Annotated in this window: 18 protein-coding genes; 11 read left to right on the plus strand and 7 right to left on the minus strand. The window is 54.0% G+C overall.

The window, feature by feature from the left end; translation table 11 throughout:
- Positions 1 to 28: 28 nt before the first annotated feature.
- From VIJ98_RS02160 to VIJ98_RS02170, 3 genes are all read left to right on the plus strand, one after another.
- The gene (locus tag VIJ98_RS02160) at positions 29 to 322 is read left to right on the plus strand and encodes a co-chaperone GroES (protein ID WP_008104420.1); all 294 of its coding nucleotides are present in this window, start codon (positions 29 to 31) and stop codon (positions 320 to 322) included.
- A gap of 46 nt (positions 323 to 368) precedes the next feature.
- Complete coding sequence (gene groL, locus VIJ98_RS02165; protein ID WP_008104418.1) at positions 369 to 2,021, plus strand: chaperonin GroEL; 1,653 nt, start codon at positions 369 to 371, stop codon at positions 2,019 to 2,021.
- Positions 2,022 to 2,218: 197 nt separating this feature from the next.
- On the plus strand, positions 2,219 to 2,566 hold the full coding sequence (locus VIJ98_RS02170) for a DUF4156 domain-containing protein (RefSeq protein ID WP_008104416.1): 348 nt from the start codon (positions 2,219 to 2,221) through the stop codon (positions 2,564 to 2,566).
- A 63-nt stretch (positions 2,567 to 2,629) separates the two neighbouring features.
- Here VIJ98_RS02170 and VIJ98_RS02175 read toward each other — a convergent pair whose 3' ends face one another.
- Positions 2,630 to 3,064, minus strand: a complete 435-nt coding sequence (locus VIJ98_RS02175; RefSeq protein ID WP_008104414.1) for a DUF1090 family protein — start codon at positions 3,062 to 3,064, stop codon at positions 2,630 to 2,632.
- Between the two features lie 96 nt (positions 3,065 to 3,160).
- Positions 3,161 to 4,189 carry an EF-P beta-lysylation protein EpmB gene (epmB, locus tag VIJ98_RS02180; RefSeq protein ID WP_277966378.1) on the minus strand — a complete coding sequence of 343 codons (1,029 nt, stop codon included), beginning with the start codon at positions 4,187 to 4,189 and terminating at the stop codon, positions 3,161 to 3,163.
- A gap of 42 nt (positions 4,190 to 4,231) precedes the next feature.
- Here epmB and efp point away from each other — a divergent pair, with 42 nt between their 5' ends.
- Positions 4,232 to 4,798: an elongation factor P gene (efp, locus tag VIJ98_RS02185; RefSeq protein ID WP_008104410.1), complete on the plus strand. Its 567-nt coding sequence runs from the start codon at positions 4,232 to 4,234 to the stop codon at positions 4,796 to 4,798.
- Positions 4,799 to 4,943: 145 nt separating this feature from the next.
- A complete protein-coding gene (locus VIJ98_RS02190; protein WP_008104408.1) occupies positions 4,944 to 5,078 on the plus strand; it encodes an entericidin A/B family lipoprotein in 135 nt (44 codons plus the stop codon).
- A gap of 39 nt (positions 5,079 to 5,117) precedes the next feature.
- Here the strand turns inward: VIJ98_RS02190 and VIJ98_RS02195 are convergent, their stop codons facing one another.
- Positions 5,118 to 5,642 (minus strand): lipocalin family protein, encoded by a 525-nt coding sequence (locus tag VIJ98_RS02195; RefSeq protein ID WP_154154535.1) that lies wholly within the window; start codon positions 5,640 to 5,642, stop codon positions 5,118 to 5,120.
- 136 nt (positions 5,643 to 5,778) lie between these two features.
- On the opposite strand from VIJ98_RS02195, the gene epmA reads away from it, so the two are divergent.
- On the plus strand, positions 5,779 to 6,756 hold the full coding sequence (epmA, locus tag VIJ98_RS02200; RefSeq protein ID WP_008104404.1) for an elongation factor P--(R)-beta-lysine ligase: 978 nt from the start codon (positions 5,779 to 5,781) through the stop codon (positions 6,754 to 6,756).
- Positions 6,757 to 6,779: 23 nt separating this feature from the next.
- Here the strand turns inward: epmA and degS are convergent, their stop codons facing one another.
- The 3 genes from degS to zapG all read right to left on the minus strand — a co-directional run bounded on the left by degS (position 6,780) and on the right by zapG (position 9,825).
- Positions 6,780 to 7,859 carry an outer membrane-stress sensor serine endopeptidase DegS gene (degS, locus tag VIJ98_RS02205; RefSeq protein ID WP_008104403.1) on the minus strand — a complete coding sequence of 360 codons (1,080 nt, stop codon included), beginning with the start codon at positions 7,857 to 7,859 and terminating at the stop codon, positions 6,780 to 6,782.
- Between the two features lie 86 nt (positions 7,860 to 7,945).
- Complete coding sequence (gene degQ / locus VIJ98_RS02210; protein ID WP_008104400.1) at positions 7,946 to 9,316, minus strand: serine endoprotease DegQ; 1,371 nt, start codon at positions 9,314 to 9,316, stop codon at positions 7,946 to 7,948.
- A 104-nt stretch (positions 9,317 to 9,420) separates the two neighbouring features.
- Positions 9,421 to 9,825 carry a Z-ring associated protein ZapG gene (gene zapG / locus VIJ98_RS02215; RefSeq protein ID WP_008104398.1) on the minus strand — a complete coding sequence of 135 codons (405 nt, stop codon included), beginning with the start codon at positions 9,823 to 9,825 and terminating at the stop codon, positions 9,421 to 9,423.
- A gap of 190 nt (positions 9,826 to 10,015) precedes the next feature.
- Between zapG and zapE the strand changes: the two genes are divergently transcribed.
- The 5 genes from zapE (at position 10,016) to sspB (ending at position 13,681) form a co-directional block, all read left to right on the plus strand.
- Positions 10,016 to 11,143: a cell division protein ZapE gene (zapE, locus tag VIJ98_RS02220; RefSeq protein WP_154154532.1), complete on the plus strand. Its 1,128-nt coding sequence runs from the start codon at positions 10,016 to 10,018 to the stop codon at positions 11,141 to 11,143.
- A 238-nt stretch (positions 11,144 to 11,381) separates the two neighbouring features.
- Positions 11,382 to 11,810, plus strand: coding sequence for a 50S ribosomal protein L13 (gene rplM, locus VIJ98_RS02225; protein WP_007886599.1), 429 nt, complete (start codon positions 11,382 to 11,384; stop codon positions 11,808 to 11,810).
- Between the two features lie 15 nt (positions 11,811 to 11,825).
- Positions 11,826 to 12,218: a 30S ribosomal protein S9 gene (rpsI, locus tag VIJ98_RS02230; protein WP_007886600.1), complete on the plus strand. Its 393-nt coding sequence runs from the start codon at positions 11,826 to 11,828 to the stop codon at positions 12,216 to 12,218.
- 329 nt (positions 12,219 to 12,547) lie between these two features.
- Positions 12,548 to 13,189 carry a stringent starvation protein SspA gene (gene sspA, locus VIJ98_RS02235; RefSeq protein ID WP_154154529.1) on the plus strand — a complete coding sequence of 214 codons (642 nt, stop codon included), beginning with the start codon at positions 12,548 to 12,550 and terminating at the stop codon, positions 13,187 to 13,189.
- Positions 13,190 to 13,192: 3 nt separating this feature from the next.
- Positions 13,193 to 13,681, plus strand: coding sequence for a ClpXP protease specificity-enhancing factor (sspB, locus tag VIJ98_RS02240; protein WP_008104391.1), 489 nt, complete (start codon positions 13,193 to 13,195; stop codon positions 13,679 to 13,681).
- A 53-nt stretch (positions 13,682 to 13,734) separates the two neighbouring features.
- On the opposite strand, the gene VIJ98_RS02245 is transcribed toward sspB, so the two are convergent.
- Positions 13,735 to 15,483, minus strand: a complete 1,749-nt coding sequence (locus tag VIJ98_RS02245) for a sulfite reductase subunit alpha (RefSeq protein WP_154154526.1) — start codon at positions 15,481 to 15,483, stop codon at positions 13,735 to 13,737.
- Positions 15,484 to 15,508: the final 25 nt, after the last annotated feature.

Below are 15,508 nucleotides of genomic sequence, written 5' to 3' on the forward strand. Positions count from 1 at the left end.
ATTGGACTTCTCAAAGGAGAGCTATCAAATGAAAATTCGTCCATTGCACGATCGCGTCATCGTCAAGCGTAAAGAAGTTGAAGCTAAATCAGCGGGCGGCATCGTGCTGACCGGTTCAGCTGCCGGTAAATCTACCCGCGGTGAAGTCCTGGCTGTTGGCAAAGGCCGCATCCTGGAAAACGGTGAAGTTAAGCCACTGGACGTAAAAGTGGGTGATCTGGTGATTTTCAGCGAAGGCTACGGTGCTAAAACCGAGAAAATCGACAACGAAGAAGTTCTGATCATCTCCGAAAGCGACATCCTTGCAGTAGTTGAAGCGTAATTTACGCGTAATTCACTGAACGAAACGAATTTAAGGGATATTTGAAATGGCAGCTAAAGACGTAAAATTCGGTAATGACGCACGCGTGAAAATGCTGCGTGGCGTAAACGTACTGGCAGATGCAGTAAAAGTTACCCTGGGCCCGAAAGGCCGTAACGTGGTTCTGGATAAATCTTTTGGTGCACCGACCATCACTAAAGATGGCGTTTCTGTTGCGCGTGAAATCGAGCTGGAAGACAAGTTCGAAAACATGGGTGCACAGATGGTGAAAGAAGTTGCCTCTAAAGCGAACGACGCAGCAGGCGACGGCACCACCACCGCAACCGTTCTGGCTCAGGCCATCATCACCGAAGGCCTGAAAGCTGTGGCTGCGGGCATGAACCCGATGGATCTGAAGCGCGGTATCGACAAAGCAGTTATCGCTGCCGTTGAAGAACTGAAAGCGCTGTCTGTACCTTGCCAGGATTCACGCGCTATCGCACAGGTTGGTACCATCTCTGCTAACTCCGACGAAACCGTGGGTACTTTGATCGCTGACGCGATGGACAAAGTGGGCAAAGAAGGCGTTATCACCGTTGAAGAAGGCACTGGCCTGCAAGACGAGCTGGACGTGGTTGAAGGTATGCAGTTTGATCGCGGCTACCTGTCTCCGTACTTCATCAACAAGCCAGAAACAGGCGCAGTTGAGCTGGAAACCCCGTTCATCCTGCTGGCTGACAAGAAAATCTCTAACATCCGCGAAATGCTGCCAGTGCTGGAAGCCGTTGCTAAAGCCGGTAAGCCACTGCTGATCATTGCAGAAGACGTGGAAGGTGAAGCACTGGCAACGCTGGTGGTGAACACCATGCGCGGTATCGTGAAAGTGGCTGCGGTTAAAGCACCTGGCTTCGGCGACCGTCGTAAAGCCATGCTGCAGGATATCGCTATCCTGACCGGCGGTACCGTGATCTCTGAAGAGATCGGTATGGAGCTGGAAAAAGCAACTCTGGAAGATCTGGGTCAGGCTAAGCGCGTTGTCATCAACAAAGACACCACCACCATCATTGATGGCGTGGGCGATCAAGGCGCTATCTCTGGCCGCGTTACTCAGATTCGTCAGCAGATTGAAGAAGCGACCTCTGATTACGACAAAGAGAAACTGCAGGAGCGCGTAGCGAAACTGGCAGGCGGCGTAGCCGTTCTGAAAGTGGGCGCAGCAACTGAAGTTGAAATGAAAGAGAAAAAAGCACGCGTTGAAGATGCTCTGCACGCGACCCGTGCTGCAGTAGAAGAAGGCGTGGTTGCTGGTGGTGGTGTGGCGCTGGTTCGCGTTGCAGCGAAAATCGCCGCATCTGGCCTGAAAGGCGATAACGAAGATCAGAACGTGGGTATCAAAGTTGCGCTGCGCGCAATGGAAGCGCCACTGCGTCAGATCGTTTCTAACGCCGGCGAAGAGCCTTCAGTTGTTGCTAACAACGTGAAAGCGGGCGACGGTAACTACGGTTACAACGCGCAGACCGAAGAGTACGGCAACATGATCGACTTCGGTATCCTGGACCCAACCAAAGTGACCCGTTCTGCGCTGCAGTACGCTTCATCTGTTGCAGGCCTGATGATCACCACCGAAGCGATGGTGACCGATCTGCCTAAAAACGATGCACCTGATTTAGGTGGCGCTGGCGGTATGGGTGGCATGGGCGGGATGGGCGGCATGATGTAATTGCCCCTGACTGCTTAAGTCATCTGGAAAACCCCCGATCGGAAACGGTCGGGGGTTTTTCTTTTGCTGGGGAACAAGGTATAAGTAAGGGCGCAATACTTCGGCTTTACGGGTTTAGGGCAATGAATGTTCAGAAAAAAAGTGCGCTTTTCTGCTACGCTGCCGCCCGACACTGATGATAATAAATGGGGATTACAATGCGGATTAACCTCTTGCTCGGTCTGGCAGTCGGAACTTTACTGCTGGCGGGCTGTAGCAGCTCCAATCAACTGAGTGCTGGCGGCGAACGTGTGACCTTCGTCGACCAACAACCCGCGAGTCAATGTCAGCTGCTGGGAACGCTTACCGGCTCCCAGAGCAACTGGCTGAGCGGTTCAGGCGGTGAAGGCAGTTCACTGCGTGGCGCAGCTAACGACCTGCGTAACCGCGCGGCTGAAATGGGCGGCAACGTGATTTATGGCGCCACCAGCCCGACGCAGAATTTGCTGTCAGCTTTCGCGCCGCTCGATAGCAAAATGACCGGCCAGGTGTATAAGTGCCCGTGATTTTTCCGGCCTAATGGCCTGAAAGATGAAAAGCAAAATGGCCGAAAATTCTCGGCCATTTTGTTATTTGCGCAACGCTGCCATCTCATTACGTACGCGTGTTAGTTCGTCCTTCGCCTCAGAGAGTTCTTCGCGCTTGTCCTCTAATCGACGTTGATATTTGCGAATTCTTTTCGCATCGCCATCCATGCGGGCGCGCTGTAGATCAAACTCGATTTCTCGAATAGATTTCTGCTTACTCGCGACTTTATCGCTGAGTTTATCCAGCTGACGCTGCGTGTCTGAAATAACACTACTTCTGCTGCAGTGGGCATCCAACTCGGTGAGTGCACTGCGCAGGCCAGCGATGCGGGCAGGGTTATTATTGGCTTCGGCGTAACGTAACTCTTCGCTGATGGCCGCGTGACGTGAGCCGCAATCCTGAGCCGCTTTAGCCTTCATGCTTAAAAATAAACTCAATGACAATAATGCCAGCAATATCAATGCTAACTTTTTCATAAAAGCTCCTGGCTTCCAAAAGCACACTATGTGCTCGATCGTTCCAGGTGCTTTTATAGAGGAACTGAACTGGGGAAACACCCAGTCGTGTCTGGCTTATTCCTGACGCAGCTGTAAATCCAGCGGCGTCTTGCTTGGCTCTCCGCCAATCTCTCGCGCCAGTTTTGGCACCATATAACCGGACACCATCGCCAGCAGCTGGCGCACCAGCACGCGCGCTTCTTCATCGGAAACAAAGAAGTGCGCCGCGCCTTGCACCTTATCCAGCACGTGCAGGTAGTAGGGCAGAATGCCGACATCAAACAGCGCATTACTGAGATCCGCCAGCGTCTGCGCATCATCATTCACATCACGCAGCAACACGCTCTGATTAAGCAGCGTAACGCCTGCACGCTTCAGCATCTGCATGCCGTAACGCAGCTCGTCATCAATTTCCTGCGCGTGGTTGATATGGCTCACCATCAACACCTGCAGACGCGTGTCGGCCAGAATCTGACACAAGCCTTCAGTGATGCGCGCCGGGATCACCACCGGCAAACGGGTGTGAATACGCAGGCGTTTGAGGTGCGGGATTTTTTCCAGCGCGTCCACCAGCCATGCCAGCTCATGATCTTTCGCCATCAGCGGATCGCCGCCGGAGAAGATAATCTCATCCAGTTCCGGATGCGTGGCGATGTAATCAATCGCCGCTTGCCAGTTGCGCTTGTTGCCCTGGTTATCCTGATAGGGAAAATGACGGCGGAAACAGTAGCGGCAGTTGACCGCACAGCCGCCTTTTACCAGCAGCAGCGCACGGTTTCTATACTTATGCAGTAAACCCGGCACCACGCTGCTTTGTTCATCCAGCGGATCGGTGCTATAACCTGGCGCATCAATAAATTCCTGACGGCTGGTGAGCACTTGCAGCAGCAGCGGGTCCGTTGCATCGCCTTTTTTCATGCGTGCGATGAAGGCGCGCGGTACGCGCAGGGCGAAAAGCTTGCGTGCATCAGCGCCTGCAGCCAGATCAGCGTGCTGATCAAGAGATAAAAGTTGCAGTAATTCAGCAGGTTCGGTGACAACATCAGCTAGTTGCTGCAACCAATCTTCTCTGACGGGGGGATTTAGGGTTACAATGTGTGCCATTTTTTTGGCTATTTACCAGTTCAATATTTACAGAGGGCCTTTATGGCGACTTATCTTAGCAACGATTTCCGTCCCGGTCTTAAAATCATGTTCGAAGGCGAGCCATATGCCATCGAAGCCAGTGAGTTCGTTAAGCCGGGTAAAGGCCAGGCATTTGCGCGCGTAAAAATGCGTCGTCTGCTGACCGGTTCTCGCGTTGAGAAGACCTTCAAATCTACTGACTCTGCCGAAGGCGCAGACGTTCGTGATATGACGCTGCAATACTCTTACAACGACGGCGACTTCTTCTACTTCATGCACCCGGAATCTTTCGAGCAGTATCAGATCGAATCTAAAGTGCTGGATGACGTGACCAAGTGGCTGCAGGACAATGCGGATTGTATCGTTACCCTGTGGAACGATAAAGCGATCGCTGTTCAGCCACCAAACTTCATCGAAGCTGAAGTTATCGAAACCGATCCAGGCCTGAAGGGTGATACCGCAGGTACTGGCGGTAAGCCAGCTACGCTGTCGACTGGCGCGGTAATCAAAGTGCCACTGTTCGTACAGATTGGCGAAGTGGTAAAAGTGGATACCCGCTCTGGCGAATACGTTTCTCGCGTAAAATAATCGTCAAATCAGGCGCATCATCGATGCGCCTTTTTTCTCTCTGTGTGTTTCCCTTCTCTTTTTTCATCCGCCCAATCCGCAGTTTTACAGATCAAGACTATGCTTTAAGAGCTGTACTTTTACTGCAACCAAAAAGGATATGGCTATGTTAAAGAAAAGTATTGTCGCGATTTTTTCCGTGCTGGTGCTCTCATCCGTTCTGACCGCTTGTAACACCACGCGTGGTGTTGGCGAAGATGTTCAGGCGGGCGGCAAAGCGATTCAGCGCAGCGCACAGTAAGATATTCCGGTGTGAAAGCGACTTTCGCACCGGTTCTCTCTATTTCTGCTCCACCCAAATCAGTTCATCCACCGGGAATCCGGCACTTCTGGCCTGTTCAACCAAACGTTGTTTAACGCTTTCATCCAGTTGCGGCGTACGCGACAGAATCCACAAGTAGCTACGATTCGGCCCGCACACCAGCGCATAGCGATAGTCAGGATCCAAGGCAATCACATTGTAACCGCCATAGAACGGGCCAAAGAATGACACTTTAAGCGAGGCGCGCTGTTTATCGCCGGTGAAGTAGGCTTTGCCCACGCTCTCCTGCCAGCGCTGTTTCTGCTGATTGTAGCCACGATTGATCACCTTTAAGCCGCCATCGTCGCGCGGACTATAATTGGCAGTAACCTGTTGTAATCCGCGCTCAAAGCGGTGATCGAGGCGGGCGATCTCATACCATTGGCCGAGATAGCGCTGACTGTCGAAACCTTCTACCACCGTGACGCCTTTGGGCGGCGCGGTTGAGCAGGCAACCGACAGAAAGGCGCTCAGGCTGGCGAGCAGGGTTTTCCATGGGGACATTGTGGGATTCCTTTACGATTTTAATGGGTTAAGTATAGCTGCCCGATACCAAATTGCTGCCTGCGCCCGCTGTCGTTGTTTGCTATCGGCAATGCGGGTAGACTTCCACCCCTTATCTGTATGAGGAGTCATCAACATGAGCGAAACGGCAAGCTGGCAGCCGAGCGCATCCATTGCCAATTTGTTGAAACGCGCCGCTATCATCGCGGAAATACGTCGTTTCTTTGCCGATCGCGGCGTGCTGGAGGTCGATACCCCGGCGATGAGCCAGGCGACCATCACTGACATCCATCTGGTACCGTTCCAGACGCGTTTTGTTGGGCCAGGCGCAGCCGAAGGGCGCGATTTGTGGCTGATGACCAGTCCGGAATATCACATGAAGCGCCTGCTGGCGGCCGGAAGTGGCCCGATTTACCAGATGGGCCGCAGCTTCCGTAACGAGGAAGCAGGACGTCACCACAATCCCGAGTTCACCATGCTGGAGTGGTATCGTCCGCACTACGACATGTACCGCCTGATGAACGAAGTGGACGATTTGATGCAGCAGGTGCTGGAGTGCGATAGCGCGGAATCGCTGTCGTATCAGCAGGCGTTTATCCGCCATCTGGAAGTGGATCCGCTGTCGGCCGATAAAGCACAGCTGCGCGAAGTGGCGGAGAAGCTGGGCGAGGGCGAGCTGGCGAATCGTGAAGAAGACCGCGATACGCTGTTGCAACTGCTGTTTATGCTGGGCGTTGAACCGAAGATTGGTAACGATAAGCCGTGCTTCGTCTACCACTTCCCGGCAACACAGGCCGCGCTGGCAGAGATCAGTACCGAAGATCACCGCGTCGCCGAGCGTTTCGAGGTCTATTACAAAGGGATTGAGCTGGCGAACGGTTTCCGTGAGTTAACCGATAGCCGTGAGCAGCGTCAGCGTTTTGAGCAGGACAATCGTCGTCGTGCTGCGCGTGGCCTGCCGCAACATCCTATCGATACCAATCTGCTGGATGCGCTGGCGCATGGTATGCCTGCTTGTTCTGGCGTGGCGTTGGGCGTAGATCGTTTGATTATGCTGGCGCTGAAAGCCAGCTCGCTGAGCGAAGTGATCGCCTTTCCGGTCGATCGCAGCTAAATCATCAGGGCGCGCAAGCGCCCTTATGGCGTGGTGGTGGCGGGCGCGGTCACTTCCGGGAATTCCTGAATCGTCACCGGCAAGGTCATTTTCTTTTCATTGCGCAAAATCTGCACGTCAATCACCGAACCCGGACGAATTTCTGCCACCTGATCCATGGTTTCCTGCGCTGAGAGCGCCGGTTTGCCATTCACTTCCAGCAGCACGTCATTAGCCTGAATGCCGGCGCTATCGGCGGGCCCGCCCGGCGTGACGTCGCTAACGATAATGCCCTGTACGCGATCGAGATTATTGCCCTGGCCATGCAGCGGCGGCAGTTCGCGTCCGGTAATGCCGATATAGCCGCGAATCACCCGGCCATCACGAATCAGCTTATCCATGATTTTGCTCGCCAGCGCGGTAGGAATGGCGAAACCAATCCCTTCCGGCGTTTCGCCATCGCTGCTTTTATCAAACGTCAGGGTATTAATGCCCATCAGTTCGCCCAGCGAGTTAATCAATGCGCCGCCCGAGTTGCCCTGATTGATTGAGGCATCGGTCTGCAGGAAATTTTGTCGTCCGGATGAGCTCAGGCCCACGCGTCCGGTGGCGCTGATAATGCCTTGCGTCACGGTTTGGCCGAGGTTGTAAGGGTTACCGATCGCCATGACGACGTCGCCGATGTGCGCGATACGTTTGGCGTTGATGGGGATAACCGGCAAGTTGGAGGCGCTGATTTTCAACACCGCTAAATCGGTCATGGCATCGGAACCCACTAAGGTGGCTTCGAAGAAGCGTCCATCCTGCAGCGCGACGATGATCTGATCGGCGTTATTAATCACATGTTTATTCGTGAGGATGTAGCCTTTGCCGTTCATGATCACGCCGGAGCCGAGCGTGGTGATGCCGCGATTATTGTTGCCGTGGGCGCTGCGGTTATAGACGTTGACGACTGCGGGCACGGCGCGTCGCACACCCTGATTAAAACTAACGGGTGCTTCATCGTCGCTATTGTCATGTTCAAAGGTGATGTTGCTGCCCATACGCAGCGCAGGGATCGCGACAAGCAGTAAGCCAGCCACGATCAGGCCCATCACCACAGAACGCAAAAGTTTAAGAAACATGGTGTTATTTCAAGCCAGGTGAGATCGCAGGGCAGAATAGCATGAGAAAGGCGGACAAACACCTGCTTGTCCGCCTGATGCGAGGATTATCGCAGAAGCAGGTAAATACTCTCTTCGCCGCGCACCACGTTCAGTGCCAGCACCGGCGGTTTGCCTTCCAGCACTTTGCGCATTTCGGCAATAGAAGCGACGCGATTGCGGTTCACGCCGATGATCACATCATCTTTCTGCAAACCGACTTGCTCCGCTGGTGTGCCTTTTTCGATGGCATCGACTTTCACGCCTTTATCACCGGTTTTGGTCGCGCCGTCGCTCAGCGTTGCGCCTTGCAGTGCCGGAGACATCAACTGTGCGCTGGCGGTGGTTTGCGCACTCTGTTCCAGCGTAACGGTAACGTTGACCGGTTTGCCTTCACGCAGCAGGCCGATTTTCACGTCCTGGCCCGGCGGCGTGGTTCCGACTTTCACGCGCAGCTCGGCAAAGCTGGTGATCGGCTTATCATTGATCGAGGTAATGATATCGCCGGCTTTGATGCCCGCTTTCTCGGCGGCTGACTTCGGCAGTACTTCTGAAACAAAGGCACCGCGCTGCGCATCAACGTTAAACGCTTTGGCGATATCGGCGGTCATTTCCGTGCCTTTGATGCCGAGCTGACCGCGCTTCACTTCGCCGAACTGAATCAGCTGCTGCGCCAGATTCATCGCCATGTTGGCGGGAATGGCGAAGCCAATGCCGATGTTGCCGCCGCTTGAGGCCAGAATCGCGGTGTTGATACCAATCAACTCGCCATTAAGGTTCACCAGCGCACCGCCGGAGTTACCGCGGTTAATCGCGGCATCGGTCTGAATAAAGTTTTCCAGACCTTCCAGATTCAGGCCGCTACGACCCAGCGCGGAGATAATGCCCGATGTGGCCGTTTGACCCAGACCAAACGGATTTCCGATGGCCACAGCAAAATCACCCACTTTGAGCGAATCGGAATCGGCGATTTTTATCTGCGTGAGATTTTTCGCGCCTTCAACCTGAATCAAGGCGATGTCGGTTTGTTCATCGTGACCAATTAACTTAGCGTCATATTCGTTGCCGTCACCCAACTGCACGCTAATTTTATCGGCGTTGCTGACCACATGGTTGTTGGTGAGGATGTAGCCTTTAGCGGCATCGATGATCACGCCAGAACCCAGACCTTCAAAGGGCTGCGGCTGAGATTGGCCCGGTGCCTGACCAAAAAAGCGCTTCAGCGGTTCAGGAATCTCCTGCGCCTGCTGGCCGCTGTCGGTACCTTCAACACGCACGCTCACTACTGCGGGCAGAACTTTTTCCAGCATCGGTGCCAGGCTTGGCAATGCTTGTCCCTGAATCTGGGCGGGAAGAGTCGCCAGCGCACTCGGCGCCGCAGCCAAACTCATCCCGATACCCAAGGCTAATGCGCTTAACAGACGTGCTTGTTTTTTCATTGCTACAACGCTCTCGCTGCGAAAGGGATAAAAGAAGTGTGACAGTAGTTTGTGGTTTGTGTTCGAAAACAAAAAGGGCACAGCCAAGCTGTGCCCCAAAAGGATTAATTACGCGGTGCGCGGTCGCTGCCACGTAACAGGCCGGATGCGCCTTCAGAGTAATCGCGCGGCATCTGTACCGGCGCCTGATCGTTATCCGCTTCGGCTTCCGTTAGCTGGTAGGCAAACGGGTTTTTCTCGCCTGGCAGGTTTGGCAGCAGGTCGTTAGATCCTTTCGCCATGTGCTGATACAGCTGGCGATAATCATGCGCCATGTTGTCCAGCAGCTCGGCGCTGCGGGCGAAGTGGTTAGTGAGCTCCTCGCGGTAATCCGCCAGCTCCGACTTCGTTTTTTCCAGTTCATACTGCATGCTACGCTGCTCGCGCAGCTTCTTGTTGCCAAAACGCATGACGACTGCGCCGACAATAATGCCAATCACTAAACCAATCAGCCCGTATTCCCAGGTCATAATGACTCCCGTGTAATTTCCGTTGTTTCGTAGGGCATTGCTTCTGTTGCAACATCAACTTCAATAGCAGCCACTATACCCAATAATCTATTGGAAGTGGAACTATCGGGCTGCATCGCTTAGTGTAGAGCGGCCTAATTTTCGTCAACCGACCCGTGAATCGGACTTTTTCAGGGATTCTGAGAGAACCATGCAAACCTCATCTCCGCTTGCACGCTACGAGCAGGCGCTGTCGCAGGGCGAATTTCGCCCGGATGACGTACAACGAGAAGCGATTACCCGCTTAGATACCATCCAGCAAGGATTGATTGCCCGCCAGCAACAGGTTGAACCGGCTGCCAAAGGTCTGTTTGGCCGCTTGTCTAAGATGATCAACAAAGAGAAAAGCACCCGCGAAGCGCCCGTACGCGGCCTTTATATGTGGGGCGGTGTGGGACGCGGTAAAACCTGGGTGATGGATCTGTTTTTTCAGTCAATTCCTGGTGATCGTAAGCTGCGCCTGCATTTCCACCGCTTTATGCTGCGTGTCCATCAGGAGCTGACGCAGCTGCAAGGCCATAGCGATCCGTTGTTGATTGTTGCCGATCGCTTTAAAGCGGAAACCGATATTCTCTGTTTCGATGAGTTTTTTGTCTCGGATATCACCGATGCGATGCTGCTGGGCACGCTGATGGAAGCACTGTTTGCGCGCGGCATTTCGCTGGTGGCAACCTCGAACATTCCGCCGGATGAGCTCTATCGCAATGGCCTGCAGCGCCCGCGCTTCCTGCCAGCCATCGAACAAATCAAGCGTCATTGTGAAGTGATGAACGTGGACGCCGGCATCGATTACCGCTTGCGCACCTTAACCTCGGCGCATTTGTGGAACTTCCCGCTCAACGATGCCACGCACAGTGAAATAGAGCGCATGTTCCGCGCGCTGTCAGGCAAAGCGCGTGAAGACGCGCCGGTGCTGGAGATCAACCATCGTCAGATGCCGACGCTCGGCGTGCATGAAGGCGTGCTGGCGATCAATTTCCTGACGCTGTGCGGCGAAGGGCGCAGTCAGCACGACTATATTGAGCTCTCGCGCCGTTTTCACAGCGTCTTGCTGTATGATGTGCCGGTGATGATTTATAAGACCGAAGATCAGGCGCGCCGCTTCCTGGCGCTGATCGATGAGTTCTACGAACGCCACGTGAAACTGGTTGTCGCGGCTGAAACATCACTGTTTGAAATTTATCAGGGCACACGCTTGAAGTTTGAGTATCAGCGCTGCTTGTCGCGTTTGCAGGAGATGCAGAGCGAAGAGTATTTGCGTCTGCCGCATCTGCCCTGATGACGTGGCATAAATCGTAGGTTTTAGATGCAAAAAGGTTCGATCTTTGAGTTCGACTTCTCTATAATCTTGCGACCCCACGTTACAGCATCGGTTTTCTTTCCCAAGAACTCGATGTGATCCGGTAACTCACTTGAAGGGGTGGCTTGCTGGGCAAAATGGTCGTGTGAGCCTCAATCGTTTACTTAGCGTTTGGGATTTCACCAACGTGTAACTTTTTATTTGGGTAAGCTTTTCAATGAAAACTTTTACAGCTAAACCAGAAACCGTACAGCGTGACTGGTATGTTGTTGACGCAACGGGCAAAACCTTGGGTCGCCTGGCGACTGAACTGGCGCGCCGTCTGCGTGGTAAGCACAAAGCGGAATACACTCCGCACGTTGATACCGGTGATTACATCATCGTTCTGAACGCAGAAAAAGTTGCTGTAACCGGCAACAAGCGTACTGACAAGATTTACTATCACCACACTGGCCACATCGGTGGTATCAAGCAAGCGACCTTTGCAGAGATGATCGAGCGCCGTCCTGAGCGTGTGATTGAAATCGCGGTTAAAGGCATGCTGCCGAAAGGCCCACTGGGTCGTGCTATGTACCGTAAACTGAAAGTTTACGCAGGCAACGAGCACAACCACGCGGCGCAGCAACCGCAAGTTCTTGACATTTAATCGGGATTATAGGCAATGGCTGAAACTCAAAACTACGGCACTGGTCGCCGCAAAAGCTCTGCCGCTCGCGTCTTCATCAAGCCGGGTAGCGGTAACATCGTAATTAACCAGCGCTCTTTGGAGCAATACTTCGGTCGCGAGACTGCACGCATGGTCGTGCGTCAGCCGCTGGAGCTGGTTGATATGGTTGGTAAATTTGACCTGTACATCACCGTTAAAGGTGGTGGTATTTCTGGTCAGGCTGGTGCGATCCGTCACGGTATCACACGCGCTCTGATGGAGTACGACGAGTCTCTGCGTTCTGAACTGCGTAAAGCGGGCTTCGTTACCCGTGATGCGCGTGAAGTTGAACGTAAGAAAGTCGGCCTGCGTAAAGCACGTCGTCGTCCGCAGTTCTCCAAGCGTTAATTGTTTGCTGCTTCGGCAGCGGCAGTTGGCTCAAAAAACCCGCTTCGGCGGGTTTTTTATTATCTGCATTTATGATTTTTTCCCACGAAAAACGCGAGCTTTACCCGCATTTTGCCCGCAAATCATCACGCCCGCCCCACAAGCTGCTTAAAATCTGGTAAACTCACTGTCACTTTGCGCCTGCGAGACGCAGCGTTGTGCTTGTCGTTCCTGTCGGGAAGACCGGACGATGCGACTAACGCTGACGGTAGGCGAATCTGATGAGCCGGTGAGTCGCCGCGTGGTTGGCTATTCGCAGTATCTTTTTGTGAACAAACTTGGAGGTTTTCATGGCTGTCGCTGCCAACAAACGTTCGGTAATGACGCTGTTTTCTGGTCCGACTGACATTTTCAGCCATCAAGTACGTATCGTACTGGCTGAGAAGGGCGTCAGCGTGGAGATCGAGCAGGTTGAAACGGATAACCTGCCGCAGGATCTGATTGACCTCAACCCGTATCGCACCGTACCGACGCTGGTCGACCGTGAACTGACGCTGTATGAATCACGCATCATCATGGAATACCTCGATGAGCGTTTCCCGCATCCACCGCTGATGCCGGTTTATCCGGTCGCACGCGGTGAAAGCCGTCTGATGATGCACCGCATTGAGCAGGATTGGTACAGCCTGATGCGCACCATCGAAACCGCCAACGGTGCAGAAGCCGATGTAGCGCGCAAGCAACTGCGTGAAGAGCTGCTGGCGATTGCGCCACTGTTCGCACGCACGCCGTTCTTCATGAGCGAAGAGTTCAGCCTGGTGGATTGCTATCTGGCGCCGCTGCTGTGGCGCTTGCCGCAGATGGGTGTTGATCTGTCTGGCGCGGGTTCTAAAGAGCTGAAAGGCTATATGACGCGCGTGTTTGAACGTGACTCTTTCCTTGCGTCACTGACGGAAGCAGAACGTGAAATGCGCCTGCAAGCTCGGGGCTAATGTATGGAAATGTCGCAACTAACGGCGCGTCGTCCTTACTTGTTGCGGGCGTTCTACGACTGGTTGCTTGATAATCAGTTGACGCCGCATCTGGTGGTCGACATCAATCTGCCTGGTGTGCAGGTGCCGCTGGAATATGCGCGTGATGGACAGATCGTTCTGAACATCGCGCCACGTGCGGTAGGCAATCTTGATCTCGCCAATGATGAAGTGCGTTTCAACGCGCGTTTCGGTGGCGTACCACGTCAGGTTTCTGTGCCGATGGCTGCGGTTCTGGCGATTTATGCCCGTGAAAACGGCGCTGGCACCATGTTTGAACCGGAACCGGCTTATGAGCTGGCAACGGACGATCAGGATGGTAGCGGTCAGGAAGAGACGATGATGTCTGTGATTGATGGCGATCGTCCGGATGATGCGACTGACGACGATCACTCGCCAGATGATGAGCCGCCGCCGCGTGGCGGACGACCTTCACTGCGTGTGGTGAAGTAAAACGTGCATAAAAAAACGGGCCGATTGGCCCGTTTTTTTTATGCCTGCGCGTCTTAGTAGACGTCGCGCAAGTAGCGTTTATCTTTCTTCAGCTGATCAACGTAAGCCGCCGCACGCTCGCTGGACAAGCCACCGAACTGACGAACCACTTCATACAGCGCGGCATCAACATCTTTTGCCATGCGTGATGCATCGCCACACACGTAGAAGTACGCGCCATCCTGCAGCCAGGCGTACAGCTCAGCGCCTTTCTCCAGCATGCGATTTTGCACGTAGATCTTCTCTTCCTGATCGCGCGAGAAGGCCAGATCCAGATTAGTCAGCAGACCTTTCTCCTGCCATGCCTGCAGCTCTTCTTCGTAGATGTAATCGTGTGCCTGATGCTGGTCACCGAAGAACAGCCAGTTTTTACCTTCTGCGCCCGTTGCCTGACGTTCCTGCAGGAAGGCGCGGAACGGTGCGATACCGGTGCCAGGTCCAACCATGATCAGCGGTGCATTGCCGTTTGACGGTACGCGGAATGCTTTGTTCGGCGAGATGAAGATCGCCGGCTTTTCGCCGCGACGTACACGTTCAGCCAGATAAGTTGAGCACACACCTTTACGCTCGCGGCCGCCGCTGTGATAGCGCACGGAAGCGATAGTCAGATGTACCTGATTTGGATGGGCCTTCGAGCTCGACGAGATGGAGTAAGCGCGATGCTGCAGTGGACGCAACATGGCAACGAATTCCGGCACCGACAAGCTGCGCGTCAGCTCAAGCTGCAGCAGATCCAGCGTGTCTTTGCCCCACAGCCAAACGGCAAGGGTATCTTTGTCGTCGTGCTGCAACACGTGACGCAGTTCCTGGTTGGTGGTGTTCTGGCCAACCCATTCAATCAGTTTGCGTGACGGCTCGGAAATTTCGAACTGATAAGTCAGCAGATCGCCAAGGTTACGGTCAAAGCCAGGTACCGGCGTTTCGTAATCGGCTTTCAACTGAGTCAGCAGCAGTGAAACCAGTGACGCGTCGTTCACCGGGATCACACCCAGTGCATCGCCCGCTTCATATTTCAGGCCGCTGTCGGTGAGATCAAACTCAAAGTGACGAATATCTTTCGCCGACTCTTCAGCCGACAGGCGCTTATTGGTCGCCAATGCTGCCGCATAAGGGTTTTGCTTATTACTGCCCGGAATGACAGGTGCTTCTGGCGCGCTTTCTAATGCATTACCGCTGCTGCCCGCACTGGCGGCGAATTGCGGCATTGCCGTGCCAATCCATTCGCTGGATGGCTCTTCGAAGTCGATATCGCAGTCGATACGATCGGTGACGCGTTTCGCACCGAGCTGCTCCAGACGCATATCGATGAATTTACCTGCCTGGCAGAAACCGTCGTAGCCGGTATCGCCAATTGCCAATACCGCAAAGTGCATCTGCTCCAGACGCGGCGCAGTGCTGGCTGAAATCGCGTTCCAGAACAGCTGAGCGTTATCCGGCATTTCGCCTTCGCCGTAAGTCGAGGTAACGATCAGCACGTGACGCATGGTGGCGAACACATCCAGATCCACTTCGCCCAGCGCCTGCACCACTGGCACTAAACCTTTGGCGCGTGCGGCTTTAGCAGCCGTTTGCGACAACGCTTCAGCGTTACCGGTCTGTGAACCGAACAGGATATGCAGCTGGGTGTTTGCACCCGCAGCCGGTGCGCTCTGCTTGTCTTCTAATACCAGCAGGCGCGAATGGAGACCGGCGAGAAAACCCGCCAGCCAGTATTTCTGCTCACCGTTAAACGGTGCATCTTCAGGAATGTAAGGAATTTTCATCGGTAAGGCACTCAATCCTGTTCAA

This window comes from Pantoea sp. S18 (assembly GCF_045689705.1).
GTDB classification, from domain to species: Bacteria; Pseudomonadota; Gammaproteobacteria; order Enterobacterales; family Enterobacteriaceae; genus Pantoea; species Pantoea symbiotica.